Genomic DNA, 26,301 nt, shown 5'->3' with positions numbered 1-26,301 from the left:
CCTGTCAGTCGGGGCGAGCACCGGGAATTTCAATCCCCAGGCTGTCCCAGACGTCATCCACCCGCTGTTTAACCTCGTCGGTCATGGCGATGGCAGTGCCCCACTCCCGGTCGGTCTCTCCCGGCCACTTGTTAGTGGCGTCCATCCCCATCTTCGAGCCGAGCCCAGACACCGGGGAGGCAAAGTCCAGATAATCAATCGGGGTGTTTTCCACCAGTGTGGTGTCCCGGGCCGGATCCATCCGCGTGGTAATGGCCCAGATCACATCTTCCCAGTTACGGGCATTGACGTCGTCATCGGTGACAATCACAAACTTGGTGTACATGAATTGCCGCAGGAACGACCATACCCCCATCATCACCCGTTTGGCATGGCCGGGATACTGCTTCTTCATGGTGACTACGGCAAGCCGGTAGGAACAGCCTTCCGGAGGCAGATAGAAATCGACAATTTCCGGGAACTGCTTCTGCAGGATTGGAATGAACACCTCGTTCAGCGCCACCCCGAGAATGGCCGGCTCGTCCGGTGGACGGCCAGTATAGGTGCTGTGATAGATTGGATCCCGGCGGTGGGTAATGCGCTCCACGGTAAACACCGGGAACTGATCCACTTCGTTGTAATACCCGGTGTGATCACCAAACGGCCCTTCCGGCGCCATATCGTCCGGGTAGATAAAGCCTTCCAGTACAATCTCGGCACTGGCCGGTACCTGAAGATCGCTCAAGCCCGCATTCACCAGCTCCGTTCGACTCCCTCGCAGCAATCCTGCAAAAGCATATTCAGACAGCGTATCCGGCACCGGAGTAACGGCACCCAGAATGGTGGCCGGATCAGCACCCAGTGCGACCGCAACCGGATAGGGCTTGTCCGGGTTGACCTTACGGAACTCCTGGTAATCCAGGGCGCCACCCCGATGGCTGAGCCAGCGCATAATCAGACGATTACGACCAATCACCTGCTGCCGGTAGATACCCAGGTTCTGACGTTCCTTGTTGGGGCCACGGGTAATCACCAGCGGCCAGGTCACCAGAGGACCGGCGTCACCCGGCCAGCAGTGCTGGACCGGGATCTGGTACAGATCCACCTTGTCTTTTTCAATCACTACATCCTGGCAGGGTGCCGAGCGCAACACCTTGGGGCTCATGCGCATGACCTGCCGGAACAATGGCAGTTTTTCGATGGCGTCCTTGAAGCCCTTGGGGGGGTCCGGCTCTTTGAGAAACGCCAGCAGCTTGCCAATCTCCCGCAACGCAGCCACATCGTCCTGCCCCATGCCCAGTGCCACCCGTTTCGGTGTTCCGAACAGGTTGGCCAACACCGGCATATCGTAGCCTTTCGGATTCTCGAACAACAACGCCGGACCACCGGCACGCAGGGTGCGGTCGCAGATTTCGGTCATTTCCAGGTGGGGGTCAACTTCGGCGGTAATGCGCTTGAGCTCACCCAGCTTTTCCAGCTGGCTGACAAAGTCCCGAAGGTCGTTGTATTTCATGGTGTGCTCCGTTTCTGGTCTACGGTACTACGGAGTTTTTTCTGGTCTGGATTCAGACCTGAGTTCAGGTATTGGCCTGAGCAGCTTGAATGCTGGGGAGGGAATCCGCCCCGACCAGCCGGACATTCCATAAGAACGCCCGCCGGTCGGGAACCGGAGTCAGTATCATCGACGCTTCATGGACTGGAAGAACTCGTCGTTGGTCTTGGTGTCCTTGAGCTTGTCCAGCAGGAACTCGATGGCGGCGGTATCGTCGTCCATGGAGTGCAGCAATTTGCGCAGAATCCAAACACGCTGGATATCGGCTTCGGACATCAACAGGTCTTCGCGGCGAGTGCCGGAGCTACGAATGTTGATGGCCGGGTACACCCGCTTCTCTGCAATCCGTCGGTCCAGATGCACCTCCATGTTACCGGTGCCCTTGAACTCCTCGTAGATCACTTCGTCCATTTTGGAACCGGTGTTCACCAGCGCCGTGGCGAGAATGGTCAGGCTTCCGCCTTCTTCCACGTTACGGGCAGCACCAAAGAAACGCTTGGGCTTTTCCAGCGCGTGAGCATCAACACCGCCGGTCAGTACCTTGCCGGAGGACGGAATCACCGTGTTGTAGGCCCGGGCCAGACGCGTGATGGAGTCCAACAGAATGACCACATCTTTCTTGTGCTCGACCAGGCGCTTGGCCTTCTCGATCACCATCTCGGCCACCTGGACGTGACGGGCGGGCGGCTCGTCAAAGGTGGAGGCCACCACTTCGCCGCGCACGGTACGCTGCATTTCAGTCACTTCTTCCGGGCGCTCATCAATCAGCAGCACCATCAGGTGGCATTCCGGGTTATTGCGGGTAATCGACTGGGCGATACCCTGCATCAGCAGCGTTTTACCAGCCTTGGGCGGGGATACGATCAGCCCCCGCTGGCCTTTACCTATCGGCGCTACCAGATCCAGAACCCGGGATGAGAGATCCTCGGTGCTGCCGTTACCGGCTTCCAGCATCAACCGTTCCTGAGGGAACAGCGGTGTCAGGTTCTCGAACAGAATCTTGTTGCGGGCGTTGTCCGGCTTGTCAAAGTTGATCTCGTTGACTTTCAGCAGGGCAAAATAACGTTCGCCGTCTTTCGGAGGACGGATCTTGCCCGCGATGGTGTCGCCGGTACGCAGGTTGAACCGACGAATCTGGCTGGGGGAAACGTAAATATCGTCCGGCCCGGCCAGGTATGAGGCATCGGCGGAGCGGAGGAAGCCGAAACCATCCTGCAGAATCTCCAGTACACCGTCACCGTAAATGTCTTCGCCGCTTTTGGCGTGTTTTTTCAGGATGGTGAAGATCACATCCTGTTTGCGCGAACGAGCCAGGTTGTCGAGGCCCATTTCTTGCGCGATATCGAGCAATTCGGGCACGGATTTCTGCTTGAGTTCAGTAAGATTCATAGTTTGTTGGATTTTCAGGAATGGAAGTAAACGACTGTTGGAATGACAGGGGCGCCCCTGAACGTGTTGATCGAATCAAAAATGAAACAAAGGTGCTGGCAGATGGAGCAACCGGTGTAGATGGAAGCCGGATATTAAATGCCGAAGCCAGAGAGTGGGAACAACTGTTCGCCGGGCAACGGCATCATCGGCCACCTTTAGCGCGAATGTCAAGCCCCTGAATAAAATTAAGCCAGTTTTTGGCATGGGGTTCACTGGTTCTGGAGCTCCCTCTGATGGGTTACTCCCTTCCCAACCACGCAGCAGATCAGGATACTGAGCCTATGATTGATGACAGACTTCCGGAGCCTACCCCATGAGCAGTGATCGCACCAGCGAATTGAAGCCCCTGAACATCGCCCTTCTGACCGTCTCGGACACCCGAGGCCCGGATGAAGACACGTCTGGCCAGTTTCTTGAGGACAGCGTTGTCGAGGCCGGTCACCGGCTGGTGGCCCGCCGCATCCTGCCGGATGACATCTACCTGGTCCGGGCCCTGATGTCACAATGGATTGCCGATCCGGAGATTCACGCCGTCATCATTACCGGCGGCACCGGCTTCCACGAACGTGACAGTACGCCGGAGGCGGTAGCGCCCCTGCTGGATAAAACCATCGACGGATTTGGTGAGGAGTTCCGGCGACTGTCCGCCTCTGAGATCGGCACCTCCACTATTCAGTCCCGGGCCTTTGGCGGCCTGGCCAACCATACGGTTATTTTCTGCCTGCCCGGCTCAACCGGGGCTTGCCGAACCGGCTGGAACGGCATTCTGGCAACCCAGCTGGACAGTCGCCATGGCCCCTGTAATTTCTCTGCTCTGGCCCTGCGCAAGCCGGACCGCCCCTACCAGCGGGTTCAGGAAGTGATTGGCCAGCGGGCCGAGCGGTAATCAGGAGGACACATGGCGGCTAACGATCTGACATCGGTTGACGATGCACTCCAGCATATTCTTGACCGGGCTCCGGTCATCACCCGGACCGAAGCCGTTGCTTTAACGGACAGCCTCGGCCGGGTTCTGGCGGAGAACCAGTGTGTTCCCGCCGACGTGCCGCCGGCGGACAACAGCGCCGTGGACGGCTACGCGGTATGTCTGGCCGATGTCGCCGCCGGCAAGCCGATGGCGGTATCCGCCAGAATCCCGGCTGGTGTTGCCCCCGGAACACTTGCACCCGGCACGGCGGCACGGATTTTTACCGGCTCAGAGATTCCCGAAGGGGCCGATGCGGTCGTGATGCAGGAACGGGTGGAACGCACCGACGACATGATTCTGATCCAGGCGGAGGTTTCGGAGGGCCAGAACATTCGCCGGCGGGGCCAGGATCTTGCCCGGGGCGATCTGGCGCTGGCAAAGGGCAAGCGTATTCGCCCCCAGGAAATGGGCCTGCTGGCCTCCATGGGAATCAGCCAGGTTCCGGTCATGGGCCGGCTAAGAGTCGCGGTATTGACCACCGGTGATGAACTGGTGGAGCCGGGCCAGCCACTTGATTCTGGCCAGATATACAACACCAACCGATTTACCCTCATGGGCCTGTTGGCCGAGGCTGGCTGCGAGCTGGTGTTGTGCGAAACCCTTGAAGATACCCGGGAAGCCACCCGCAGCACGCTCGAGTCTGCTGCTGCCAAGGCCGACCTGATCATCACCAGCGGCGGCGTATCGGTCGGCGAGGAGGACCACGTTCGCGCGGTACTGGAGGAATCCGGCAAGCTGTCACTTTGGCGCATGGCAATCAAGCCCGGCAAACCGCTGGCGTTTGGCGACGTGGCAGGGACACCGGTACTGGGCTTGCCGGGCAATCCCGCGGCGGTCCTGGTCACTTTCCTGGTGGTGGCGATGCCTTACATTCGCAAACGCCAGGGCCGGCTGGACCTCCTTCCCGTGGGCGAATATCTGCCTGCGGGGTTTGAAGTGACCTCCACGTCTGTCCGTCGTGAGTTCGTGCGGGCCAGGAAGCAGGGCTCAGCAGCGGGCCTGGAGGTTGTCGCCTATCCGAACCAGAGCTCCGGTGTGCTGAGCTCAGCCTGCTGGGGCGATGGCCTGGCCGTGGTGCCGGAGCACACGGCCATCCACGCAGGTGATTTGATCACGTACTATCCTTTTACCGAATTACTGAGCTAACGATGACGGAACCGACACTGACCGTGCGTTTTTTCGCCCGACTGAGAGAAGAGCTGGGTACCGAAACCCTGACCCTGCCGGCATCAGAGCACCAGACGGTGGAGGACCTGCTTACCCACCTGGCCAGCCGGGGCGGTGCCTGGGCCCAGCTAACCGGTGGCCAGCCGGTGATGGTGGCGGTCAATCAGTCCATGGCAAAGCCGTCCAGCCGGGTACAGCCAGGGGATGAGGTAGCCTTCTTCCCACCGGTCACCGGAGGTTAAGATGATTTCAATCCAGACCGATGACTTCGATGTGGGTACGGAATATGAGGCACTCCGGTCGACCGGGCCGAGCACCGGGGCCATTGTCACCTTCTCGGGCCTGGTACGGGATTCCGGGGATCTGTCCGGGGTGACGGGGCTGTTTCTGGAGCATTATCCGGGGATGACCGAGCAGGTAATTCAGGGGCTGATTGATGAGGCGAGCCGGCGCTGGGATGTGCAGCGGGCCCGGGTGATTCACCGGGTCGGGCGGTTGGCGCTGGCGGACCAGATTGTGTTTGTGGGGGTGTGCAGTGCCCATCGGGGCGATGCGTTTTCGGCCTGTGAGTTCATTATGGATGCTTTGAAGACGTCGGCGCCGTTCTGGAAGAAGGAGATTACCCGCGAAGGTGAGCATTGGGTGGAGCAGAAAGAGTCTGATGTTGCCCGGAGTCAGGGCTGGTCGTAAGACTTACGTTTGAGTTTGCCGCCCGGTCGCCGGGCTGGTGAGCCTTCCGAAAACCGCTGCAAGTACTTCCCTGTACGCTTGTCTCCGCCATCCATGGCTACGAACATTTTCGGAAGGCTCACCAGCCCAGCGCCCTACGTAATCAGTCAGCTGTCAGCGCAACCAATCCGCTAACGCTCCAGATCCTTCAAACTGTTCCGGTTTTCGAACACTTCGTCAGTTTCAGGACAATCTATCGCCACCGCCCCCACCGATTCAGCAAATCCCATCACCCGGCGGTTATCCGACGCCAGCCAGCGGTCCAGCTCCACCATTACATTTACCGGATACACACCGTGCAGCGGGTGCAGGCGGCCGTTGTGTTCGGCAATAGCCGGGCGGTCGGGTTGGGTTTTCCAGGCGGTGACCAGGGCGCTGAGGGTTGCCGAGGTGATTCCCGGGGTGTCACAGGGGCAGACCAGCACAGCTTCGGCGCCTTGGACTTCCGCGGTTTTCAGGCCCGTGAGCAGGCCGGCCAGAGGGCCCTGGTCACGTAGTTCAGGAGGATCCTGCAGGATGCGGCCGGGCGCCAGGCGTTCGTAGTCCGGCAGGGAGCGGTTGGCGCTGATAAAGACGGCCGGGGTGATGGTCTTCAGGGCCTGCAGCACCCATTCGGCCATGGCTTTGCCTTGCCAGGGTACGAAGCCTTTGTCCTGGCCGCCCATGCGGGTGCCTTTGCCGCCTGCCAGGAGCAGGCCGATGATACTGTCTGGTCGGGTCATGGCATAAAAAAACCGCCCGTGAAGCGTTGTTCAGGGGCGGTTTCCTTCAACAGCGGATCAGAGATTGCTGTCGAGGAAGGCGGCCAGCTGTGATTTGGACAGCGCGCCTACTTTGGTGGCATCCACGTTGCCGTTCTTGAACAGCATCAGGGTCGGGATACCACGGATGTTGAACTTGGGCGGGGTCTGCTCGTTTTCGTCGATGTTGAGTTTGCAGACCTTCAGCTTGCCGTCGTATTCGTCAGCGATTTCTTCCAGAACCGGAGCAATCATTTTGCACGGGCCACACCACTCGGCCCAGTAGTCTACCAGTACCGGAACGTCGGACTTCAGTACATCCTGCTCGAAGGAAGCGTCGGTGACATTAACGATATTTCCGCTCATTACCTTTTCCTGATTCAGGCGCTCCGGGGCTTGGTTTCCGGCCCTGCGGGAGGCGCTGTTGACTGTAGTGGACGGTGTTCTCTTTACGGACCGGCCGTCCACCCGGATTAAGACAGACCATTACTTTACGCGATTGCCGGCCCTGATGTGAAGCCGGTTGTATCCACCCCCGGGTTGATCCGTGTCAGTAATGTCCGCAGCCAATTACTGACACGGCCGGGAAGTTTCACTTATAGTACGGCCAAGTTCATATCACACAGGACGCCTATCAACGTGACGGCCGCATCCACTGCCGAGAAGCCTGAAACCTCCCCGGACATGCTGGCAGCCATCGATATGGGCTCCAACAGTTTTCATATGGTCGTCGCCCGCCTGGTGCACGGCGAAATCCGCACGGTTGAGAAGATGGGCGAGAAAGTCCAGCTCGGCGCCGGGCTGGATCAGTACAACCGGCTGACCGAGGAAACCCAGCAGCGGGCCCTCGAATGTCTGGGCCGGTTTGCCCAACGGCTTCAGGGCATGCCCCCGGAAGCGGTTCAGATCGTCGGCACCAATGCCCTCCGGGTCGCCCGCAATGCTCACGATTTCATTGCCCGTGCCGAGGAGGTGCTGGGCTATCCGGTAGAGATCATCGCCGGGCGTGAGGAAGCGCGGTTAATCTATCTCGGTGTCTCCCACACCCTGTCAGACGATTCCGGCCGGCGGCTGGTGATTGATATTGGCGGTGGCAGCACCGAGTTCATCATCGGACAGCGTTTCGAACCCCAGGAACTTGAAAGCCTGCACATGGGGTGCGTGTCGTTCCGCAACCGCTACTTTCCGGATGGCAAGATTACCCGGCGCCAGATGGACAAGGCCATTACCCATGCCGAGCAGGAACTGCTGAATATCCGCCAGCATTATCGCTCGGTAGGCTGGCAGAGCGCGGTGGGCTCTTCCGGCTCCATCAAGGCGATTGCCAACGTACTGGCAACCCTGAAGATTACCGACGGCTCCATTAACCGCGAGGGCATGGAGGAACTGCGCAAGCGTCTGGTGAGCATGGGCAAGGTGGAGAAACTGGCCGAACTGGGGGTAAGGGAGGATCGCCAGAGCATTTTCCCGGCCGGCTTTGCCATTCTGATGGCAGCGTTCCGGTCACTCGACATCCAGACCATGACCTTTGCCGACGGCGCCCTGCGTGAAGGCCTGTTGTACGACATTGTCGGACGCATTCAGCACGAGGACGTTCGTGAGCGAACCATTGCAGCGCTGCAGGAGCGTTACCACGTCGACCAGGCTCACGGCGCGGCTGTCGAGAACACCGCGATTGCCGCCTGGGAACAGGTGGCAGGACAATGGGGCCTGCGCACCGCCGCCGATGAAGACGTGCTGCGCTGGGCCTGCCGGCTGCACGAGATCGGCCTGACCATTTCCCACAGCCAGTACCACAAGCACGGCGCCTATCTGTTGCGCTATTCCGATTTGCCCGGCTTCAGTCAGCCGTTCCAGAAGGATCTGGCCACTCTGGTTCGGGGCCATCGCCGGAAGTTCTCGGCGGCGGTTTTCGAGGGTATCGAGCCCGAGGACAAGCCCCGCCTGACCTACCTGTGCGTACTGGTGCGGCTGGCGGTATTGATCCAACACCCACGCAACCTGGAAGAACCCCCGGCCTTCACCCTTCACGGCCACGATAACCGCCTGGTGATCGAGTTCCCCGAGGGCTGGCTGGACAACCGCCCGCTGACCCTCGCAGACCTGGAAAACGAGCGGGATTACCTGGCCCGCCAGGACTTTACCCTGGAGATCTCGGGCCGGTAACGCCGGCTCAGTTCAGCCGGCCAGTTCCGCCTCCAGATTCTCCACGGTTTCGCTGACCTCCAACCACTCGGCTTCAACGTCTTCCAGCTCTCGCTTCAGTTCGGTCTGCTCCGCCAGCAGTTCCTTGAGTCGAACCTTTTGCTGGTCATCGTAAAGCCCTGGGTCGGCCAGGTTTTGCTCCACCGTGGCGAGCTGTTGCTGCAACTGCTCCATACGGGTCTCAAGCGTTCCCTGTTTTTTTCGCCACGGGCTGAGTTTCTGTCGCAGTTCAGCTTCCTGGCGCTTGCGGGCCTTGCGTTCATCCGCCGTCAGGGTCGCGGGTCCGGCGGTATTAACCGACTTTTCCTGCCCCCCGACCACTTCACGCCGGGGTGGCGATTCCTCATCCTTTCGACGATCCGCCAGCCAGCGTTCGTAATCCTCCAGATCGCCCTCATACTCGCCGACAGCGCCATCGCATACCAACCAGAACTCGTCCACCGTATTGCGTAGCAAATGGCGGTCGTGGGAAACCACCACGATGGCGCCATCAAAATTCTGGAGCGCCATGGTCAGGGCCTGGCGCATTTCCAGATCCAGATGGTTCGTGGGCTCATCCAGCAATAGCAGATTGGGTTTCTGCCAGGCGATAACGGCAAGCGCAACCCGGGCCTTCTCGCCACCGGAAAACGAGCGAATGGGCGCCAGTGCTTCGTCGCCGTGAAAATCGAAACCGCCCAGGAAGTCCCTGACTTTCTGCTCCGACGCGGTTGGTGCCAGACGCTGCAGATGCAGGAACGGACTGGCGTCCAGATCCAGTGACTCCAGCTGATGCTGGGCGAAATAGCCGATGGCCAGATGCTCACCGCAGGTGCGCTCGCCGCTGAGCAGGGTTCCAGTGCCGCGAAGGGCATCCATAAAGGTGGACTTACCGGCCCCGTTCGGCCCCAGCAAACCGACGCGGGTGCCCGGCAACAAGGTGACATTGATGTTCTTCAGGATGGGCACATCGCCGTGGCCCGCGACCCCGTGGCGAATGGACAGCAACGGATTGGAAACCTTGTCCGCGACAGGGAACTCAAAACTGAAGGGAGAATCCACGTGCGCCGGTGCGATCTTTTCCATCCGCTCCAGTGCCTTGACCCGGCTCTGGGCCTGCCGGGCTTTGGTGGCTTTGGCCTTGAAGCGATCGATAAAGCGCTGGATCTCGGCAATTCTGGCTTGCTGGCGTTCGAAACTGGCCTGCTGCTGGGCCAGACGCTCGGAGCGCTGGCGCTCGAAGGCTGAGTAATTGCCCGTATACAACACCAGCTGTTTCTGGTCGAAATGCACCAGATGAGTGGCCACCCGATCCATGAAGTCCCGGTCGTGAGAAATAAACAGCAAGGTACCCGGGTACTTTCGAAGCCAGTTCTCCAGCCACAGACAGGCATCCAGATCCAGATGGTTAGTAGGCTCATCCAGCAACAGTAAATCGGATGGGCGCATCAGCGCCTGGGCCAGATTCAGTCGAATACGCCAGCCACCGGAGAACGCCGATACCGGGCGCTCGGCATCGCTGTCGGCGAAGCCCAGGCCCCTGAGCAGAGTCTCGGCCCGACGCGGTGCGGACCAGGCTTCGTGAATATCCAGCTCCCCGTGCAGACGGGCAATGGCGTGGTCATCGCCACGCGCTTCCGCCTCGGCCAGGGCTTGCTCCATTCGGCGTAACTCAGTGTCGCCGTCGAGCACAAAATCCCGGGCCGAACGGGACGAAGCGGCCACTTCCTGAGCCATATGGGCAATCCGGCAGCCGCCAGGCAACCCCACACTGCCTTGCTCGGGCGCAAGCTGCCCCAGCAAGAGCTGGAAAAGACTGGATTTGCCAGCACCATTGGCACCAACAATGGCAACGCGCTGCCCCGGTTGCACGGTCAGGTTCACGTTTTCTAGCAACCAGACGCCGCCCCGTTGTAAACTGAGATCGGTTATCGTTAACATAGATTTAATCTATCCATGGATTACTGCCAGGGAAGCGCCATCATGACCGTTCAACAAGCGGAGCCGCTGGAACTTCCAGAACACATGGAACCAGACAATCCGTTATGGCGTTATGCCCTAGCCCAATGGCAGGATCCGCAAGTGGCTGAGGCCTGTCTTGAGCTGCAATCCGAGGGATGGAGCGTAAGTCGCATCCTCTGTGCCGGCTGGCTGGCCACGCACGGTCAGTCGTTCTCTGGCGTTGAGGACGCTAAGGTAACAGAGTGGCGAAGCCGTGTAACCGGTTGCCTTCGCTCCGCCCGCAAGTCTGTTCCCCGGGCCAATGATCGTGGCCGGGAGCTACGGGACACACTGGCCAGGGCAGAGCTGCTGGCCGAACAGCTGGAGCTGGCTCTGGCCTGGCAAACGTTGAAAGAATCCGAACCGGAGCGCGGAAACATGCAGGAATCAGGCACCATCATCGGGCAGAATCTTGTCGCTGCCGCGCCGTCCCGCGACATACCCGTGCGGGTAAAACCTCACCTTGAACTTCTGGCCCGCCGGCTTGCTGGCCAGACCACCAGAGGCGGCCCATCATGTTCATGAAATGGCTGATCCGGCTTTCATTTCCGGCGCTCGGCCTTTTGCTGCTGCTGATTTTCTTCGGCCTGGGCGATCCTGACCAGGTTTCCGAACCGGAGAAAACCGAGCAGGCGACGACGATTCCCTCATTCGAGGGTTTGCTGCCATCGCCAATCCCCACCGAGGGTCCGGACATCGTGTTCAAATGGCAGGACACCGATGGCAACTGGCATTATGCCGATCAGCCACCGGCCCAGGGCCCCTGGAATGCCCTGGCCATTGAGCGCCCTGACCCCATATCCCGGAAACCACAGACCATCAACCCGGAAGATGACTGGCGTTCTCCCTACCAGGCCCCCTATTCGCTCAATGGCTCACCCGCCAGCGGTTCCTGACGCGGGTTGCGCATTGCCGCGAAATGAGTCTCTGATTAACACATGTTCAGTGGCATCCCGCTGCTGAACCCGTTACCTTGTTCACTTTCAGAATCCAGGGTCAGAGAGCCCAGAAACACGTGAAAAGGATGAAATGATGAAGAAAACGCTTTTGGCTATCGCCGTTACCGGCCTGATTGCCGGTTGCTCAACAGCCCAGGAGCCGGCAAACGACCCGGCCCTTGAAACCACGCCCGAGAAAGTCAGCTATGGCATGGGATTGGTGCTGGGTGAGCGCATGAGCAACGACTTGCCGGATCTCCAGATGGACCAGTTCCTTCAGGGCATCCAGCATGGCCATGCCGGTGATGAGGACAGCAAGCGACTGACCCGCGAGCAGATCCAGGAAGCGCTGATGGCCTATCAGCAGGAGCTCCAGCAGAAGCAGGAGCAGCAACTGGAAGAACTGGCGCAAAAGAACAAGGACGCCGGCGAGGCTTTCCTGGCCGAAAATGCCGAGCGTGACGGCGTTGAGACCACAGAATCCGGCCTCCAGTACGAAGTGATCGAAGAAGGTAACGGTGAGCGCCCGAGCGCCGAGGACCAGGTGGAAGTCCACTACACCGGCGAACTGATCAACGGCGAGGTATTCGACAGCTCCCGTGAGCGCGAGCAGACCGTGACCTTCGGCCTGAACCAGGTGATTCCTGGCTGGACGGAAGGACTGCAGCTGATGAGCGAAGGTGCTCGCTACAAGCTCTACATCCCGTCAGACCTGGCCTATGGCCCGGGCGGTAACCAGGCTATTGGCCCCAACGAGACCCTGGTATTCGATGTCGAGCTGATCGCCGTGAACCCGGGGCAGGACGACGCCGGTTCAGACGAATAAGCTCTGGCCAGCACGTCTGCAGGCAACAAAAAACCGGCGCCATTTCTGGGGCCGGTTTTTTTATTGCGGGTAATGCGGTTTCGGGTAGAGGCACTCAGGCCGAAGCAACCTTGCCTGCATGGGCGTTATGCAGATTCTCAATCAGGAAATCTTCCATCTCGAAGCGCGACTCCAGCACTTCCCCGAGCCGTGACAGCTCGTTGAACAGTTCCCTGATTTCGACCTCGGACAGCTCCCGGCCATCCAGGCGATCATTAAAGTTCAATGCCACTTCTGTGGTCTGCTCGATCCGGGGATAGAGCTTTGCAGCCAGCTCGAGACCGCCGTCGTTGAACTCTCGGGCCTCCTGAATCAGCTGTTCATAGACCTCAAAGTGACCGGCCGAAACATAATCCACCAGCACTTCGCACAGGCGGACGATTTTTTCGCGGAGGGCGTCAGTCTGGGAAAAATCACTTTCTCCGGACAGCTCGCAATACTGAACCAGAAGCTCCTGGCGTTCTTTCAGCCAGCGATCAATCAGCTCGCTGACACCACCCCAACGTTCCCTGGCATTCCGGCAATTTTCCAACATGACGCCTGTCTCCCCTCGGTCAATCCGCCAGTTCTTTCGATCTAGTCTTGATAATTATTATGCGGCATTCAAGTTACCCCATGGTCATGGTCAGCCGCAACTGTTTCAGCCCTGCAACCAGTCCCTGGGGGAATAGCGACGCAGCATCACGAACAGCCCCAGTACAATCAGCAGGCTAAAAAAGACCGCGGTCCATCCGGGGATACTCAAACCAAGGAAACGCCAGACCACTTCGGCGCAATCACCGGTGCCTTTCAGCGCGGTTTGCAGCACCTCAAACCAGGGCAGCACCTCGAGCATGTAATCCACCGAAGGACCACAGGCAGGCACCTGGTCCGCCGGCAGACTCTGCAACCAGAGCTGACGCCCTGCCACCGCCAGACCCGCGCCCGAAGCGACAATCAGCAGCAGCCCGTAGACCAGGTTGCCGAATCCACGGGGACCGTGCAGAAACGCCAACAGACTGACCAGCCCCGCGCCCATAAACCCGAAACGCTGCAACCAGCACAACGGGCATGGCTCCAGGCCCATCACGTGCTCCATGTAAAAGGCCACCGCCAGCAACCCGGCGCACACCAGAAATACCAACCCGAATATCCATCTGCTTGTCAAAACGCTACCCCGGAATCATGATGTGGACTGCACAAGCTTCCATGGCCTGATATTCTCGGAAAGAGAAACCAGCGTGCCATGAAACACTGAACCAATCCTAACCCATGACTAACGCCAAGCCTATGACCATTCTCAGAAAACTGACGCCGGCCCTGTTGCTGACCCTTTGTGCACTGATGGCCCCCTTGCCCGCCATGGCCGAGGACGCTGATGAGGAAACCGAAGTGAAAGGGGTTACCGACTATATCGCCATGGAACCGGCGTTCGTCACCCATGTCGGCAAACCGGATGCGAAAGTGGCCTATCTCAAGGCCTCTGTGACCATTCGGGCCTCCAGCGACACCACCCGGCCGGCGGTAGAGGCGCATATGCCCAGGTTACGGCACGAACTGGTGATGCTGTTTGGTGAGCAGACGGATCTGGACCAACTGTCTTCCATGGACGGCCAGCAGGCGCTGCGGGAAGAAGCGACGAAACGGATTAACGGGGTACTGGAAGAGCAGAAAACCGGAGAAACCATCACCGGTGTGCTGTTCACCGAGTTTGTGGTCCAGCGCTAGTTGCGGCACCAGCCAGAGGGCCTGTGGGCGGGATCAGGCGATGCGTGAGAACAGATCATCGTCCTGTTGCGGGCGCTGTTTCCGGGCCTGACCGGCATCGTCCCAACCGGCTTCCCAGGCGGCAATAATGACCTCACCACGGTATGGACAGCGGGTTTTGTCCATGCCCATCTCTCCGGCCATGTATCCCTGCCGGTAGGCCTTGTTCAATGCTTCTACATCCCAGCCGAGCTTGATATCCGTTGCCATGGGCCACCTCCTTACCTGATGTAATAGAAAGTAACAGCAGGTAACAGATCCAGCAAACCGGACAGCCGGTTCTGTGCGTCACGTCCCTTTCCGGACGTGACGCAAGCGGCGTCAGGATTTCAGGTAGGCCTCCAGAAACTCCGGAAATGGCTGACTGTCCGCAGCTTCCTGCTCTTTCTGCTCGACCAGGGACTGCGCACTCATGGCACGGAAGTCCGCCAACACCTCGGGTGCCAGTGGCTCCGACTTCAGAGTTTGCTGGTGTTCACGGGATATCGCCTGCACCCAGTCGCGGTGGCCCAGGCCTGACTGCCCCATGGCCTCAAGCACTCGAGCAGAAGGCACCGCCCAATCATTGCCCTCGAGTTTCGACCGTTGAGCCGCCAGCGCCGACCTGTAGGTATCGCTATGATTCCAGCCATCCAGCAGCTCCGCCAGGGGCTGCAAGCGCTCCAGCCATTCAACAGCGGCCTCGCCGACAGGCACTCGCTGTCCACCCCGGCACAGACTGAGTGAATGCAGGCGACCGCTAGCGACCACGTCCTTGTAATTGTCATCAAGCCGTTCGCACTCATCGTCTTCAATCCGGGGCGAATCGGTGAGCAGGCAATCCAGCAGGAAGAGGTCGAGGAAATCGATCTGCTCGCGATTCACGCCCACGGGCGAGAACGGATCCAGGTCCAGACAACGCACCTCAATGTATTCCACACCCCGGGCATCGAGAGCCTGGATCGGCTTTTCACCCCGCTCAGTGGTGCGCTTGGGACGTACCGCGCTGTAGTACTCGTTCTCAATCTGAAGCACATTGGTATTGATCTGGACAAACTCGCCATTGCGCCGGGTGCCAATGGCTTCATACGCTGGCCAGTTGGTGTGGATGGCGCGATCCAGTGTCCGGGTATAAGTGCTCAGCTCATTGAAGCAGATATTCAGCGAGGCCTGGGCATTGTTGTGGTAGCCCAGATCCCCCATGCGCAGAGACGTGGCGTGCTGGCCAAACCAGGTGCGATCATCGAACCGGGCCAGGTCGTGCCGGATGCCGGCTACAAAACTGGCATCCAGTGCCGGCGAGGCGCCAAACAGCAGCATCAGCAACCAACTGCGACGGCGGAAATTCCGGATCAGCCAGAAATACTGATCTGATTTGAAATCCTTCAGACTGTCCTTGTTGCCCACAAGCTCCTGCCATTTGCGCCAGAAACTGTCCGGCAGGGAAAGATTGTAATGGGCGCCGGCAATACTCTGCATGATCCGGCCATAACGCACCGCCAGACCCTGGCGATACACATGCTTGAGCCGGCCGGTGTTGGAGCTGCCGTACTCAGCAATGGGAATGCTGGCATCGCCGTCAATCTCGCAGGGCATGCTCGCGGCCCAGAACACTTCGTTATCCAGATTCTGCTGGACGAACCGATGTATATCCCGCAACGAAGCCAGCATGGCTTCAGTATTGTCGAAGACCGGCGTGATCAGTTCCAGCAGGGCTTCCGAATAGTCGGTCGTGATACGCGGATGAGTCAGCGCGGAGCCCAGGGCTTCCGGATGCGGCGTCTGGGCAATGAAGCCATTGGCATCGACGCGCAGGCCTTCCTTTTCGACCCCTTTAAGGAAACCGTCCCAGTCACTGGCGGCAAACTGTTGGAACAGGGAGTGGCGGGATTGTGCCATGTTGAGCTCCTGTTGCAGCCGTTACACCCTTTTGAGACGAAACGGCTGTGAATCAATGGAAGGGGTTAACGGCCGTTTTTACGGGCAGACGCCATGGCCTGGGCCAGAGCGCCAGCCATGGCCCCCTGAGGTGCACTCTGCCCCTGGCCCGGCTGAGATTTGCGCCCGGCACTGCGGCCCGCGTTCCGGTCTGCGCCCCGGGCTGGCTTGTTGTCCGCCCCCGGCTGGTCATCCATACGCATGGACAGGCCAATCCGCTTACGGGGAATGTCCACTTCCATCACTTTGACCTTGACGATGTCACCGGCCTTGACCACTTCTCTCGGATCTTTCACGAAAGTATGGGACAAGGCCGAGATGTGCACCAGGCCATCCTGGTGAACGCCGATATCCACAAAGGCACCGAAGTTGGTGACGTTGGTTACCGAGCCCTCCAGCACCATACCGGGTTTGAGGTCGTTGAGGGTTTCCACCCCTTCCTCGAAATGGGCAAAGCGGAATTCCGGTCGCGGGTCCCGGCCCGGTTTTTCCAGCTCGGAGATAATGTCCTTGATGGTGGGCAAACCGAACTGCTCGGTTACGTAGTCCTGTGGGTTAAGACTGCGCAGGAACGCGGAATCGCCAAGGATATCCTCCACCCTCTTGCCATTTCGCTCAGCAATGGCCTCAACCACACCGTAGGCTTCCGGATGCACGGATGACCGGTCCAGAGGGTTTTCGCCCCCGGCGATACGCAGGAAGCCCGCAGCCTGTTCAAAGGTGCGATCACCCAATCGAGACACCTTCAGCAGCTGTTTGCGACTGGTGAACTTGCCGTTCTGGTTCCGGAAATCCACGATGTTCTGGGCAATGCTCGGATTCAGGCCAGACACCCGGGTGAGCAGCGGTACCGACGCGGTATTCAGATCCACGCCCACGCCGTTTACACAGTCCTCAACCACCGCATCCAGGCTACGGGACAGCTGTACCTGGGACACATCGTGCTGGTACTGCCCCACGCCGATCGACTTGGGTTCTATTTTCACCAGTTCGGCCAGCGGATCCTGCAAACGGCGGGCAATGGACACCGCACCACGGATGGTGACATCCAGATCCGGCAATTCCCGGGAAGCAAATTCCGAGGCGGAATAGATCGACGCCCCGGACTCATTCACCACAATACGGGCCAGCTTCAGTTCGGGGTAACGCTTGCAGAGGTCGCCCACCAGTTTCTCGGTTTCCCGGGAGGCCGTGCCGTTACCAATGGCCACCAGTTCAATTTTGTACTTCTGACACCAGGCTGCCATCTGGGCAATGGACTGATCCCATTTGTTCTGGGGCGCGTGCGGAAAAATGGCGCCGTGATCCACTACCTGGCCGGTGCCGTCGATTACCGCCACCTTGACCCCGGTACGCAGGCCGGGATCGAGCCCCAGCGTTGGCCGAGGACCTGCCGGAGCGAGCAAGAGCAGATCTTTCAGGTTGGCAGCAAAAACGTTGATGGCTTCGGTTTCAGCCGCTTCACGCACCTGGGCGATCAGATCGGTTTCAATCTGTGTCGACAACTTCACGCGCCAGGTCCAGCGCACCACATCCGACAACCATTTGTCGGCGGCCCGGCCGTTATCCCGAATGCGCCAGTGGGCGGCGATTCGCTGCTCGGCGGGATGGGGCTGACGGCGATCCTCCTCAGCATCGCCCATAACAATTGAATAGGCCAGAATGCCCTCATTGCGGCCCCGAAGAATGGCCAGCGCCCGGTGCGACGGAACCTTTCGCAGCGGTTCAACGTGGTCGAAGTAATCCCGGAACTTGGCGCCTTCGTTTTCCTTGCCTTCCACCACGGTGACTTTCAACTGGCCTTCCTGCCAGACGAAATCCCTCAGGGCACCAAGCAGCTCGGCATCTTCGGCAAAACGCTCCATCAGAATGTAGCGGGCCCCGTCCAGAGCGGCTTTGATATCCTCAACGCCGGATTCCGGGTTGAGGTAACCCGCAGCGACGGCTTCCGGATCCTGGGTGGGATCGTCGTAAAGGGTATCGGCCAGTGGCTCCAGCCCCGCTTCCCGGGCGATCTGCGCCTTGGTGCGGCGCTTGGGCTTGTAGGGCAGGTAAAGGTCTTCCAGGCGGTTCTTGGTGTCGGCAGCTTCAATGGAGGCCCGCAGCTCGTCGGTCAGCTTGCCCTGTTCCTCAATACTGTTGAGGATGGTACCCCGGCGGTCTTCCAGTTCGCGCAGGTAGCGCAACCGCTCTTCCAGGGTCCGCAGCTGGCTATCGTCCAGGGAACCCGTTACTTCTTTTCGGTAGCGAGCAATAAAGGGAACGGTAGCGCCTTCATCAAGAAGGGTAACGGTGGCATTAACCTGCTGTTCACGTACGCCGAGCTCTTCGGCAATGCGCCGGGAAATACTGTTCATGCTGCCTCGATCTTGTATCGCATTCGGAATTAATGCGCAAAGGTACAGCGGCTTACTTCTGCAGGCAAGCGGACTGGTTCTGGCGGTTCATGAATTTCACCAGATCGTTCCAGGGCATCGGGCGGGCGTAATAGTAGCCCTGGATTTCGTCGCAGTGTTGCTGGCGCAGGAATTCCAGCTGGCCTTCGGTTTCCACCCCTTCGGCCACCACGCTGATCTGCAGGCTGTGAGCCAGACTGATAATGGCACGGATAATATGCTCGGCATCGGCAGACTGGCCCAGTTCCTGGACGAAGGACTTGTCGATCTTCACCAGCGAGATTGGCAGGTGCTGCAGATTGCTCAGGGAGGAAAAGCCGGTACCGAAATCGTCCAGCGCAAAACTGATGCCCAACTGATTGAGCTCCCGCAGGCAGCGCTGGGCGTATTCCGGGTCGTGCATCATGGCGCTTTCGGTCAGCTCCAGTTCCAGCAGACTGGTATCGACGTTGGCATTGAAAATGATACGGAAGATGGTTTCGGTCATCTTGCGATCGTGGAACTGCCGGAACGACAGGTTGACCGCAAACACCAGTCCAGGAAAGCCCAGCTCGGTGGATTCCTGCAAGCGCTTGCAGGCCTGCTCGATAACCCAGTAGCCGATGGGCACAATCAGACCACTGCGCTCGGCCACCGGGATAAACTCGTCGGGCCCCACCAGGCCTCGCTCCGGGTGATTCCAGCGCAACAGGCACTCAACCCCGCGCACCTCCTCGGTCGCCAGGTCAATCCGGGGCTGATAATACAGCTCCAGTTCCTTACCCCGCAGGGCATTGCGAAGGTCGGCTTCGAGCCTGAGCTGATAGCCAGCGGAAATGTGCAGCTGCCGGTCGTAAAACCGGTAACTGGTACCCGGATCGCGTTTGGCCTCGAACATCGCCCGGTTGGCTCGGCGGAGCAGCTCTTCCGGGCTGTCACCGGCCTCCGGATAGGTGGCTACGCCCAGGCTGGCACTGACCACCACATTCTGGCCATCCACCGTCACCGGCTCATCCAGTGCCGAGACCACCTTGCGGATGATCTGGGTGATATCCAGCGAGTCTTCCACCTTCTCGACGATGATGGCCAGCTCGTCACCGCCAATGCGCATCAACGAATCTACCCGTCGCAGCTTCTGCCTCAGCCGCTCGGCCAGCCGCAGCATTAAATGATCGCTTTTCTGGTAACCAAAGGATTCGTTGATGTTACGGAAATCATCGATATTCAGGTGCAACAGGGCCAGGCGATGATTCGCCCGCTCTGCCCTCAACAAGGCCTGCTGTAACCGATCGAAGAACAGGTCCCGGTTAATAAACCCGGAGGCCACTTCGCGGCCGAGCTGGCCATTTGCCGATTGCGTAAGCTGGGAGCGATACCACAGGCATTTGATAGAACGACGGAAATTCCAGGGATCTAACTCGCGGCGGCTCAGATAGTCCGATGCACCATTTTCAACCAGGTACCGGGCTTTTTCTCCGCAGGATTCGGCGCTCATGGCCAGAATGGGTTTGTCCTCACTGGATACCGACAGATATTGCAGAAACGACGCTTCCGAGCCGCCATGGAACACGCAGTCCCACACGATCACATCGAAGCTGGCGTTGGAAATAAGATCATCACAGTCCACCAGATCCGGGCACCAGGTGGCGTCACTGCAGATTTCGGAATCATCCGCGAGCATGGCGCTGAACCAGAGATAGTCGGCGTATTCCGGTGTCAGCACCAGAAGGCGCAAACAATCAGGCCTGGTGTCGATGGGCAGTGTCATCTGGCGAGATCCATATGTCGGTACAGAACAGCCTAGTCCATTACGGAAAGAATAGCTGATAGATCGGCAAGGTACAGCATGCCGGCCTGGTGTAGAATAGCCAGACGCTAACAACCCATGCCCCGTTCCCCTTTGGCATCAACACTGTGAACAAGCTCAATCCCAGACAACATGAAGCGGTACGCTACGCCGACGGCCCCCTGCTGGTGCTGGCCGGTGCCGGCAGCGGCAAAACCAGCGTAATCACCCGCAAGATTGCCTACCTGATTGAGGAGCTGGGCATTCCGGGGCGACACATTGCCGCAGTCACCTTTACCAACAAAGCTGCCCGTGAAATGAAAGAGCGTGTGGGCCGTATTGTCGACCGGGGCAAAACCCGGGGCCTGATCGTATCAACATTTCACAATCTTGGCCTGAACATGATCCGGGAGGAGCACACCCACCTGGGCTACCATCCAGGCTTCTCCATTTTCGACGCCGAAGATGCCAAGGCGTTGCTGCAGGATCTGATGATGCGCGAAGCCAGCGCCGAGGCCGGCGACGAGCTGAACGATGTGCAGATGACCATCTCGGCCTGGAAGAACGCCATGCGCAGCCCTGCGGAGGCCTACAGCAAAGCTGCAGACGAGCGTGAGCAGCGCATCGCCATCGTTTACAAGCACTACAACGAATACCTGAAAGCCTACAACGCGGTGGATTTCGACGACCTGATTCTGCTGCCGGTGCAGCTGTTCCGGGACAACCCGGAAGTGCTTGCCAAGTGGCGCCGGAAAATCCGCTACATGCTGGTGGATGAGTACCAGGACACCAACGTGTGCCAGTACGAGCTGGTGAAACAGCTGGTGGCCGAACGGGCAGCGTTTACCGTGGTGGGCGATGATGACCAGTCCATCTACGCCTGGCGCGGCGCCCGTCCGGAGAACCTGGCCCAGTTGAAAGACGACTTCCCGAGCCTGAAAATCGTCAAGCTGGAGCAGAACTACCGCTCCACCAGCCGCATCCTGCGCTGCGCCAACACGGTGATTGCCAACAACCCCCACGTGTTCGAGAAGGCCCTTTGGAGTGACCACACCATCGGCGAGGAAATCCGCATCATCCGGTGTCGCAACGAAGACGCGGAAACCGAGCGGGTGGCCACCGAAATCCTCGACCAGAAGTTGAAAAACGGCCTCGACTTCAGGGACTTCGCGGTCCTTTACCGGGGCAACCATCAGGCCCGGCTGCTGGAAATGAAGCTACAGGCCTACCAGATTCCCTACCGCATCTCCGGTGGTCAGTCGTTTTTCTCCAAGAACGAAATCAAGGATGCGATGTCGTACCTGCGGCTGATGATCAACCCGGACGACGATGCTGCCTTCCTGCGGGTGGTGAACGTGCCGCGCCGGGAGATTGGCCCGCGCACCCTGGAACAGTTAAGTCACTATGCCCGGTCACGCAATGTCAGCCTGTTCAAGGCCCTGGGGGATATGGGGGCGGAAACCCACGTCACCGAGAAAGGTCTGGACCGACTGAGACGGTTCGCCCACTGGGTCGACAAAACCTGCGAGCGCCTGTTCTCGGAAGACCCGATCCCGGTCATCAAACAGTTATTCACAGACATCGAGTACGAAGAGTGGCTGCACCAGCATTCCGGTAGCCCGAAACAGGCCGAACGCCGGATGGAGAACATCTGGTACCTGGTGGAGTCGATCCAGCGCATGCTGGACGACGGCAAGGGCACCGCCGACGAAATCGGCATTGAGGACGCCATCGCCAAGCTGGTACTGCGGGACATGATGGAGCAGCGGGAAGAGGAAGACGACAGCGACAAGGTTCAGTTGCTGACTCTGCACGCTTCCAAGGGGCTGGAGTTTCCCCATGTGTTCATTATGGGCCTGGAGGAGGAGATTCTGCCGCACCGCAGCAGCATCGAGGAAGGCAACATTGAGGAAGAGCGCCGCCTGATGTACGTGGGCATTACCCGGGCCAGGGAAACCCTGGCGCTGACTTACGCGGCCTCCCGAAAACAGTACGGGGAAAAACTGGAGACCATTCCCAGCCGCTTTCTGGATGAGTTGCCGGAAGAGGATGTGAAATGGGAGGGACTGGGCGACCAGGACAAAGAAGCGAACCAGAAAAAGGGCAAGGCGACTCTCAGCGCCCTGATTGGCGATCTGGGCCTGTAGAAACAACAAACCCCGCTCGGGGCGGGGTTTGTCCGGTCGTTACAGATTGCTTACTTGCTCTGCTCAACCATATGCTCAACGGCAGCGGTGATTTCCTCATCCGGGCAGTTGGCACAGCCACCTTTGGCCGGCATGGCGTTGAAGCCATTGATGGCGTGATCAATCAGGGTATCGATACCCTTCTCAATGCGCGGAGCCCAGGCAGCGGTATCACCGATCTTGGGAGCGCCGGCTGCGCCGGTGGTATGACACGCCATGCACACGGCGTCGTAGACTTCACTGCCAGAACGCGGGCCGGAGCTGGCTGTCTCAGCAGGTGCAGCAGCCTCGCCACACTCTTCACCCTGCAGACACACTTCGCCCACCGGCTTGATGCGCTCGCGGATTTCGTCTTCAACACTTGCCACTGCGGCGCCGGCGGCCAGGCCAAAACCAAGCAGAACAACAGCCAGGACTCTCTTCATCTTCACAATGCACCTCGCATTTGAGCGTTATAATCTTTCGGTCGCCGCATTATAGCGATTGAGCCTCCGCAAAAAAACCAGAGAGCAAAATCAGAATTTGATTTCAACCATTTTAATGACAGTTTCGTAGGTTGTAGCTCCTTTGCCATGGATTCCGGTTACCATAGCGTTCATTCACTCAAACCCAGAGTCGCCGCATGAACCAACAGCAACAGACGACCCCGGACAAGCGCCGAAAAACCTTACTGATCCTGGAGTTTTCCAGCCTGGCGGTACTGCTGATCTCGATGGCCTGGTTCAGCAACCAGTCAAGCGATGGCACCCCGCTTTCTGCCGGCTGGCTACTGATTCCGGCGTTTGCCAGCCTGGGCGTTTTTCTGAGTTTTATCGGATTGATGTATCTACGCTGGGTCGCCTCGGCGAACGACCAGCGCCGCACCCGCCATCGCGCGATCTTCGCCCTGCTGACCCTCACCCTGCTTGGGGTCTGGATTTACGGCATTGCCAATACCTGGATAAGCCTGAGTACCGCCCAATAAGGAGCCCCCATGACCCCCAGCCTCAAGCTGCTACCCCTGATTCTGTTGGGCACGGCCAATCTGGTTGTTGCCCAGGACCGACCAGAGGAACCCGATGTTAACTGCGCGCTGATCAAGGAAGGTGTGCAACGGCTGGCCTGCTATGACGCCAAGTACAACCCTCAGGCCGAGCGTAACCAGGCCAGCGAGGAACAGCTGGAAGAAGCCGAGGCGGATGCAGAGGAGCTGGTGGCCGACAAGAAAACCCGGGAGAAGATCGTGGGTAATGCTCTGGAAGATGATCCTGATGACGGGGTAATGGCCGCGTTGGTGGATAACTATCTTTCTGCCGAGCGGGCGATCTTCTCGTTTACCGGCAGTTTCGTGACCCATCGGCCCAATTACATTCTGCCCATTACCTGGGTGGACGACCCCAATGCCTTGCCCTCAAGCCCGCGACTGGGGGCTATCGATTATGACTACAACCTGGAAAACGAGGAAGCCAAGTACCAGATCAGCTTCAAGGTTCCGTTGCTGACGGGCGTTTTCGACGACCGCACAACCTTCTGGTTTGGCTACACTCAGAAATCCTTCTGGCAGGTCTACAATCAGGATGAATCGGCGCCTTTCCGTGAGACCAACTATGAGCCGGAGCTGTTTTTCCGGCACGCCCTGAACTGGGATCTCGGTCCCGGCACGCTCAGTGCGGTGTCGGTGGGCTTTAATCACCAGTCAAACGGACAGTCTGACCCCCGGTCCCGGAGCTGGAACCGGATTATGGGCTCCGTTGCCTATAGTGTAGATCGCTGGCTGTTTATGGTTCAGCCCTGGTATCGCTTGCCGGAAAACAGCAGCAGCGACGACAACGAAGACATAGAGAGCTATCTGGGTCACGCCAGTTATCACGCGGTTTACAAGCTGACGGAAGATCGGACGTTTTCTTTGAAGCTGCTGAATAATCTGAGGTCGGATAACCGGACGTCGGTGGAGTTCGGGTACAGTTTTCCCATGGGGGATACGCTGAAGGGGTTCTTCCAGTATTACAACGGGTATGGGGAGAGCCTGATTGACTATAACGAGCGGATTGAGCGGGTCGGGTTTGGCATTATGCTGAATGACTGGCTCTAGGCGCTGGTGCAAGACCAGGATGGCGGTACCCCCTTCTGAAACACGCTCCTTCGGCACATCCTTGTGACGCTTGAGCTCCGCCATCCCTGGCTCCGCACAGTTCCAGAAGGGGGGTACCGCCACCCTGGCCCCACAAACTTCAGGGGCCTTCTAACACTGCCAGCCTTTTAAACGTTCAGCCTTTTCATTTCTTCCAGCAGTTCTTCAGTTTTCGCTTCCATCAACGCTTTATCTCCGCGTGCTTCCACATTCAAACGAACCACCGGTTCAGTGTTGGACATGCGCAGGTTGAAGCGCCAGTTGTCGAATTCCACGCTCAGGCCGTCGACATGGCTGACGGATTTCGCGCCCACGCCGTACTTGGCTTCGATGGCGGCGATGACTTTTGGAGGATTGCTGATGGTGCGGTTGATTTCACCGCTGGCCGGGTAGGCTTCGATTCGGGCGTCGATCAGGGATGACAGGGTCTGGCCGCTCTGGCACAGGCGCTCGGCCACGAGCAGCCAGGAGATCATGCCGCTGTCGCAGTAGGCGAAGTCGCGGAAGTAGTGGTGGGCACTCATTTCGCCACCATAGACGGCGTCTTCGTCGCGCATTCTCTGTTTGATGAAGGCGTGGCCAGTCTTGCTTTCGATGGCTTCGCCGCCAGCGGCTTCGACCAGATCCAGGGTGTTCCAGGTCAGGCGGGGATCGTGAATGACTTTGCCACCACCGGTCTTGCGCAGGAACTGGTCCGCCAGCAGACCGACGATGTAGTAGCCTTCGATGAATCGGCCGTTTTCGTCGAAGAAGAAGCAGCGGTCGTAGTCGCCGTCCCAGGCAATGCCCATGGCGGCGCCATTCTGGAGTACGGCATCGGCGGTGGCGGAGCGGTTTTCCGGCAGGATCGGGTTGGGTACGCCATTCGGGAAGTGGCCATCGGCTTCGTGATGAACCTTGATGAAGTCGAACGGCAGATGCTGCTCCAGTTCGTCGATCACCAGGCCAGCACCACCGTTGCCGGCATTGCAGACGATGGTCATGGGTTTCAGTGAGCCAGCATCAATATAGCCCAGCAGATGGTCGACGTACGCGCTCATTACTTCCAGGGTTTCGTATTTGCCCTGCTCTGCGGCGTCAAAGAACGGCTCCAGCACCCGATCCCGGATGTCGTTCAGGCCGTTGTCCGAGCTGATCGGCCGGGATTCCGGGCCGACCATTTTCATGCCGTTGTGGTCTTTGGGGTTGTGGCTGGCCGTCACCATGATGCCGCCGTCCATCTGGTAGTGACTGGTGGCAAAATACACCTGTTCGGTGCCGCATAGGCCGATATCAAACACATCGGCACCGGCCGCCATCAGGCCGGAGCTCAATGCTTCGGCGATTTCGGGGCTGGACAGGCGGATGTCGTAACCGACGATGACTTTTTTGGCACCGGTGATTTCCACGTAGGCTCGGCCGATTTTCTCAGCCAGGATGGGGTTTAGCTGGTCAGGTACTCGGCCACGCAGGTCGTAGGCCTTGAAGCAGGACAGGTCCATTTCAGTCTCCGGAGTGGTTTATTAACCGCGTTGGGCCAGCATATCTGGCCAATCTAGACGGCCATTCTACCTGTTTCGACAGACAATCGGTGAAGCACCCGGAGAAAACGTTGAGGGAAGCCAAGCGTGGAGGGCATCACCGGCCCG

General features: G+C 58.9%; 25 protein-coding genes. 12 read left to right on the top strand and 13 right to left on the bottom strand.

Annotated elements, in window-relative coordinates:
• Positions 1-4 precede the first annotated feature (4 nt).
• Together ubiD and rho are read right to left on the bottom strand one after the other, a co-directional pair.
• Positions 5-1,492 (bottom strand): 4-hydroxy-3-polyprenylbenzoate decarboxylase, encoded by a 1,488-nt coding sequence (gene ubiD, locus ACF8YQ_RS01845; RefSeq protein WP_396622442.1) that lies wholly within the window; start codon positions 1,490-1,492, stop codon positions 5-7.
• 165 nt (positions 1,493-1,657) lie between these two features.
• Positions 1,658-2,920 (bottom strand): transcription termination factor Rho, encoded by a 1,263-nt coding sequence (gene rho / locus ACF8YQ_RS01840; protein WP_014420346.1) that lies wholly within the window; start codon positions 2,918-2,920, stop codon positions 1,658-1,660.
• A gap of 355 nt (positions 2,921-3,275) precedes the next feature.
• On the opposite strand from rho, the gene moaB reads away from it, so the two are divergent.
• Genes moaB through ACF8YQ_RS01820 form a run of 4 tightly spaced genes read left to right on the top strand, consistent with a single transcriptional unit; the run spans position 3,276 to position 5,786 of the window.
• A complete protein-coding gene (moaB, locus tag ACF8YQ_RS01835; protein WP_014420345.1) occupies positions 3,276-3,848 on the top strand; it encodes a molybdenum cofactor biosynthesis protein B in 573 nt (190 codons plus the stop codon).
• A gap of 12 nt (positions 3,849-3,860) precedes the next feature.
• Entirely contained in the window at positions 3,861-5,075 is a 1,215-nt protein-coding gene (gene glp, locus ACF8YQ_RS01830; protein WP_396622441.1) for a gephyrin-like molybdotransferase Glp, read from the top strand.
• A 2-nt stretch (positions 5,076-5,077) separates the two neighbouring features.
• Positions 5,078-5,338, top strand: a complete 261-nt coding sequence (gene moaD, locus ACF8YQ_RS01825) for a molybdopterin converting factor subunit 1 (RefSeq protein ID WP_396622440.1) — start codon at positions 5,078-5,080, stop codon at positions 5,336-5,338.
• A 1-nt stretch (position 5,339) separates the two neighbouring features.
• Positions 5,340-5,786 carry a molybdenum cofactor biosynthesis protein MoaE gene (locus ACF8YQ_RS01820; protein WP_224850926.1) on the top strand — a complete coding sequence of 149 codons (447 nt, stop codon included), beginning with the start codon at positions 5,340-5,342 and terminating at the stop codon, positions 5,784-5,786.
• A gap of 170 nt (positions 5,787-5,956) precedes the next feature.
• Here ACF8YQ_RS01820 and mobA read toward each other — a convergent pair whose 3' ends face one another.
• Positions 5,957-6,547, bottom strand: a complete 591-nt coding sequence (gene mobA, locus ACF8YQ_RS01815) for a molybdenum cofactor guanylyltransferase MobA (protein ID WP_224850928.1) — start codon at positions 6,545-6,547, stop codon at positions 5,957-5,959.
• A gap of 57 nt (positions 6,548-6,604) precedes the next feature.
• Entirely contained in the window at positions 6,605-6,931 is a 327-nt protein-coding gene (gene trxA / locus ACF8YQ_RS01810) for a thioredoxin TrxA (RefSeq protein WP_011784020.1), read from the bottom strand.
• Positions 6,932-7,249: 318 nt separating this feature from the next.
• Between trxA and ppx the strand changes: the two genes are divergently transcribed.
• Positions 7,250-8,731: an exopolyphosphatase gene (gene ppx / locus ACF8YQ_RS01805; RefSeq protein WP_224851086.1), complete on the top strand. Its 1,482-nt coding sequence runs from the start codon at positions 7,250-7,252 to the stop codon at positions 8,729-8,731.
• Between the two features lie 12 nt (positions 8,732-8,743).
• Here ppx and ACF8YQ_RS01800 read toward each other — a convergent pair whose 3' ends face one another.
• Positions 8,744-10,690, bottom strand: a complete 1,947-nt coding sequence (locus tag ACF8YQ_RS01800) for an ATP-binding cassette domain-containing protein (protein ID WP_396622439.1) — start codon at positions 10,688-10,690, stop codon at positions 8,744-8,746.
• Between the two features lie 42 nt (positions 10,691-10,732).
• On the opposite strand from ACF8YQ_RS01800, the gene ACF8YQ_RS01795 reads away from it, so the two are divergent.
• From ACF8YQ_RS01795 to ACF8YQ_RS01785, 3 genes are all read left to right on the top strand, one after another.
• The gene (locus tag ACF8YQ_RS01795) at positions 10,733-11,275 is read left to right on the top strand and encodes a DUF2390 domain-containing protein (RefSeq protein ID WP_224850935.1); all 543 of its coding nucleotides are present in this window, start codon (positions 10,733-10,735) and stop codon (positions 11,273-11,275) included.
• Entirely contained in the window at positions 11,266-11,646 is a 381-nt protein-coding gene (locus ACF8YQ_RS01790) for a DUF4124 domain-containing protein (protein ID WP_224850937.1), read from the top strand. The genes ACF8YQ_RS01795 and ACF8YQ_RS01790 overlap by 10 nt, the downstream gene beginning before the upstream one ends.
• A 136-nt stretch (positions 11,647-11,782) precedes the next feature.
• Positions 11,783-12,514, top strand: coding sequence for an FKBP-type peptidyl-prolyl cis-trans isomerase (locus tag ACF8YQ_RS01785; protein WP_224850938.1), 732 nt, complete (start codon positions 11,783-11,785; stop codon positions 12,512-12,514).
• 94 nt (positions 12,515-12,608) lie between these two features.
• Here the strand turns inward: ACF8YQ_RS01785 and rsd are convergent, their stop codons facing one another.
• Positions 12,609-13,088, bottom strand: coding sequence for a sigma D regulator (gene rsd, locus ACF8YQ_RS01780; protein WP_224850940.1), 480 nt, complete (start codon positions 13,086-13,088; stop codon positions 12,609-12,611).
• Between the two features lie 105 nt (positions 13,089-13,193).
• Positions 13,194-13,700 (bottom strand): disulfide bond formation protein B, encoded by a 507-nt coding sequence (locus tag ACF8YQ_RS01775; RefSeq protein ID WP_224850942.1) that lies wholly within the window; start codon positions 13,698-13,700, stop codon positions 13,194-13,196.
• Between the two features lie 104 nt (positions 13,701-13,804).
• Here ACF8YQ_RS01775 and ACF8YQ_RS01770 point away from each other — a divergent pair, with 104 nt between their 5' ends.
• Entirely contained in the window at positions 13,805-14,260 is a 456-nt protein-coding gene (locus ACF8YQ_RS01770) for a flagellar basal body-associated FliL family protein (protein WP_224850944.1), read from the top strand.
• A gap of 33 nt (positions 14,261-14,293) precedes the next feature.
• Here the strand turns inward: ACF8YQ_RS01770 and rmf are convergent, their stop codons facing one another.
• The 4 genes from rmf to ACF8YQ_RS01750 all read right to left on the bottom strand — a co-directional run bounded on the left by rmf (position 14,294) and on the right by ACF8YQ_RS01750 (position 20,359).
• Positions 14,294-14,509 (bottom strand): ribosome modulation factor, encoded by a 216-nt coding sequence (rmf, locus tag ACF8YQ_RS01765; protein ID WP_011784011.1) that lies wholly within the window; start codon positions 14,507-14,509, stop codon positions 14,294-14,296.
• A gap of 111 nt (positions 14,510-14,620) precedes the next feature.
• The gene (gshA, locus tag ACF8YQ_RS01760; protein ID WP_396622438.1) at positions 14,621-16,177 is read right to left on the bottom strand and encodes a glutamate--cysteine ligase; all 1,557 of its coding nucleotides are present in this window, start codon (positions 16,175-16,177) and stop codon (positions 14,621-14,623) included.
• Between the two features lie 65 nt (positions 16,178-16,242).
• The gene (locus ACF8YQ_RS01755) at positions 16,243-18,573 is read right to left on the bottom strand and encodes a Tex family protein (RefSeq protein ID WP_396622437.1); all 2,331 of its coding nucleotides are present in this window, start codon (positions 18,571-18,573) and stop codon (positions 16,243-16,245) included.
• Between the two features lie 52 nt (positions 18,574-18,625).
• A complete protein-coding gene (locus tag ACF8YQ_RS01750) occupies positions 18,626-20,359 on the bottom strand; it encodes an EAL domain-containing protein (RefSeq protein WP_224850953.1) in 1,734 nt (577 codons plus the stop codon).
• A gap of 146 nt (positions 20,360-20,505) precedes the next feature.
• On the opposite strand from ACF8YQ_RS01750, the gene rep reads away from it, so the two are divergent.
• Positions 20,506-22,524 (top strand): DNA helicase Rep, encoded by a 2,019-nt coding sequence (gene rep, locus ACF8YQ_RS01745; RefSeq protein WP_224850955.1) that lies wholly within the window; start codon positions 20,506-20,508, stop codon positions 22,522-22,524.
• 50 nt (positions 22,525-22,574) lie between these two features.
• Here rep and ACF8YQ_RS01740 read toward each other — a convergent pair whose 3' ends face one another.
• On the bottom strand, positions 22,575-22,988 hold the full coding sequence (locus ACF8YQ_RS01740) for a cytochrome c5 family protein (protein WP_011784006.1): 414 nt from the start codon (positions 22,986-22,988) through the stop codon (positions 22,575-22,577).
• 197 nt (positions 22,989-23,185) lie between these two features.
• Here ACF8YQ_RS01740 and ACF8YQ_RS01735 point away from each other — a divergent pair, with 197 nt between their 5' ends.
• Positions 23,186-23,527 (top strand): hypothetical protein, encoded by a 342-nt coding sequence (locus tag ACF8YQ_RS01735; protein WP_014420327.1) that lies wholly within the window; start codon positions 23,186-23,188, stop codon positions 23,525-23,527.
• Positions 23,528-23,536: 9 nt separating this feature from the next.
• Positions 23,537-24,634, top strand: coding sequence for a phospholipase A (locus ACF8YQ_RS01730; RefSeq protein WP_396622436.1), 1,098 nt, complete (start codon positions 23,537-23,539; stop codon positions 24,632-24,634).
• 167 nt (positions 24,635-24,801) lie between these two features.
• On the opposite strand, the gene ACF8YQ_RS01725 is transcribed toward ACF8YQ_RS01730, so the two are convergent.
• The gene (locus ACF8YQ_RS01725) at positions 24,802-26,154 is read right to left on the bottom strand and encodes a phosphomannomutase (protein WP_396622435.1); all 1,353 of its coding nucleotides are present in this window, start codon (positions 26,152-26,154) and stop codon (positions 24,802-24,804) included.
• Positions 26,155-26,301 lie beyond the last annotated feature (147 nt).

The organism is Marinobacter sp. W-8 (genome assembly GCF_044342215.1).
In the GTDB taxonomy this organism is placed as follows: domain Bacteria; phylum Pseudomonadota; class Gammaproteobacteria; order Pseudomonadales; family Oleiphilaceae; genus Marinobacter; species Marinobacter nauticus.
Note: the sequence above shows the minus strand (reverse complement) of the source record. Positions and strands in the feature narration are given on the sequence as shown.

What these genes read in the sequence shown, in the direction of transcription:
- rho (WP_014420346.1), bottom strand. Translation starts at nt 2,920, where the DNA reads ATGAATCTTACTGAACTCAAGCAGAAATCCGTGCCCGAATTGCTCGAT.
- ubiD (WP_396622442.1), bottom strand. Translation starts at nt 1,492, where the DNA reads ATGAAATACAACGACCTTCGGGACTTTGTCAGCCAGCTGGAAAAGCTG.
- ACF8YQ_RS01795 (WP_224850935.1), top strand. Translation starts at nt 10,733, where the DNA reads ATGACCGTTCAACAAGCGGAGCCGCTGGAACTTCCAGAACACATGGAA.
- ACF8YQ_RS01790 (WP_224850937.1), top strand. Translation starts at nt 11,266, where the DNA reads ATGTTCATGAAATGGCTGATCCGGCTTTCATTTCCGGCGCTCGGCCTT.
- rsd (WP_224850940.1), bottom strand. Translation starts at nt 13,088, where the DNA reads ATGTTGGAAAATTGCCGGAATGCCAGGGAACGTTGGGGTGGTGTCAGC.
- ACF8YQ_RS01725 (WP_396622435.1), bottom strand. Translation starts at nt 26,154, where the DNA reads ATGGACCTGTCCTGCTTCAAGGCCTACGACCTGCGTGGCCGAGTACCT.
- ACF8YQ_RS01735 (WP_014420327.1), top strand. Translation starts at nt 23,186, where the DNA reads ATGAACCAACAGCAACAGACGACCCCGGACAAGCGCCGAAAAACCTTA.
- ACF8YQ_RS01755 (WP_396622437.1), bottom strand. Translation starts at nt 18,573, where the DNA reads ATGAACAGTATTTCCCGGCGCATTGCCGAAGAGCTCGGCGTACGTGAA.
- ppx (WP_224851086.1), top strand. Translation starts at nt 7,250, where the DNA reads ATGCTGGCAGCCATCGATATGGGCTCCAACAGTTTTCATATGGTCGTC.
- ACF8YQ_RS01740 (WP_011784006.1), bottom strand. Translation starts at nt 22,988, where the DNA reads ATGAAGAGAGTCCTGGCTGTTGTTCTGCTTGGTTTTGGCCTGGCCGCC.
- mobA (WP_224850928.1), bottom strand. Translation starts at nt 6,547, where the DNA reads ATGACCCGACCAGACAGTATCATCGGCCTGCTCCTGGCAGGCGGCAAA.
- moaB (WP_014420345.1), top strand. Translation starts at nt 3,276, where the DNA reads ATGAGCAGTGATCGCACCAGCGAATTGAAGCCCCTGAACATCGCCCTT.
- rmf (WP_011784011.1), bottom strand. Translation starts at nt 14,509, where the DNA reads ATGGCAACGGATATCAAGCTCGGCTGGGATGTAGAAGCATTGAACAAG.
- ACF8YQ_RS01785 (WP_224850938.1), top strand. Translation starts at nt 11,783, where the DNA reads ATGAAGAAAACGCTTTTGGCTATCGCCGTTACCGGCCTGATTGCCGGT.
- moaD (WP_396622440.1), top strand. Translation starts at nt 5,078, where the DNA reads ATGACGGAACCGACACTGACCGTGCGTTTTTTCGCCCGACTGAGAGAA.
- ACF8YQ_RS01800 (WP_396622439.1), bottom strand. Translation starts at nt 10,690, where the DNA reads ATGTTAACGATAACCGATCTCAGTTTACAACGGGGCGGCGTCTGGTTG.
- gshA (WP_396622438.1), bottom strand. Translation starts at nt 16,177, where the DNA reads ATGGCACAATCCCGCCACTCCCTGTTCCAACAGTTTGCCGCCAGTGAC.
- glp (WP_396622441.1), top strand. Translation starts at nt 3,861, where the DNA reads ATGGCGGCTAACGATCTGACATCGGTTGACGATGCACTCCAGCATATT.
- trxA (WP_011784020.1), bottom strand. Translation starts at nt 6,931, where the DNA reads ATGAGCGGAAATATCGTTAATGTCACCGACGCTTCCTTCGAGCAGGAT.
- ACF8YQ_RS01750 (WP_224850953.1), bottom strand. Translation starts at nt 20,359, where the DNA reads ATGACACTGCCCATCGACACCAGGCCTGATTGTTTGCGCCTTCTGGTG.
- ACF8YQ_RS01730 (WP_396622436.1), top strand. Translation starts at nt 23,537, where the DNA reads ATGACCCCCAGCCTCAAGCTGCTACCCCTGATTCTGTTGGGCACGGCC.
- ACF8YQ_RS01820 (WP_224850926.1), top strand. Translation starts at nt 5,340, where the DNA reads ATGATTTCAATCCAGACCGATGACTTCGATGTGGGTACGGAATATGAG.
- ACF8YQ_RS01770 (WP_224850944.1), top strand. Translation starts at nt 13,805, where the DNA reads ATGACTAACGCCAAGCCTATGACCATTCTCAGAAAACTGACGCCGGCC.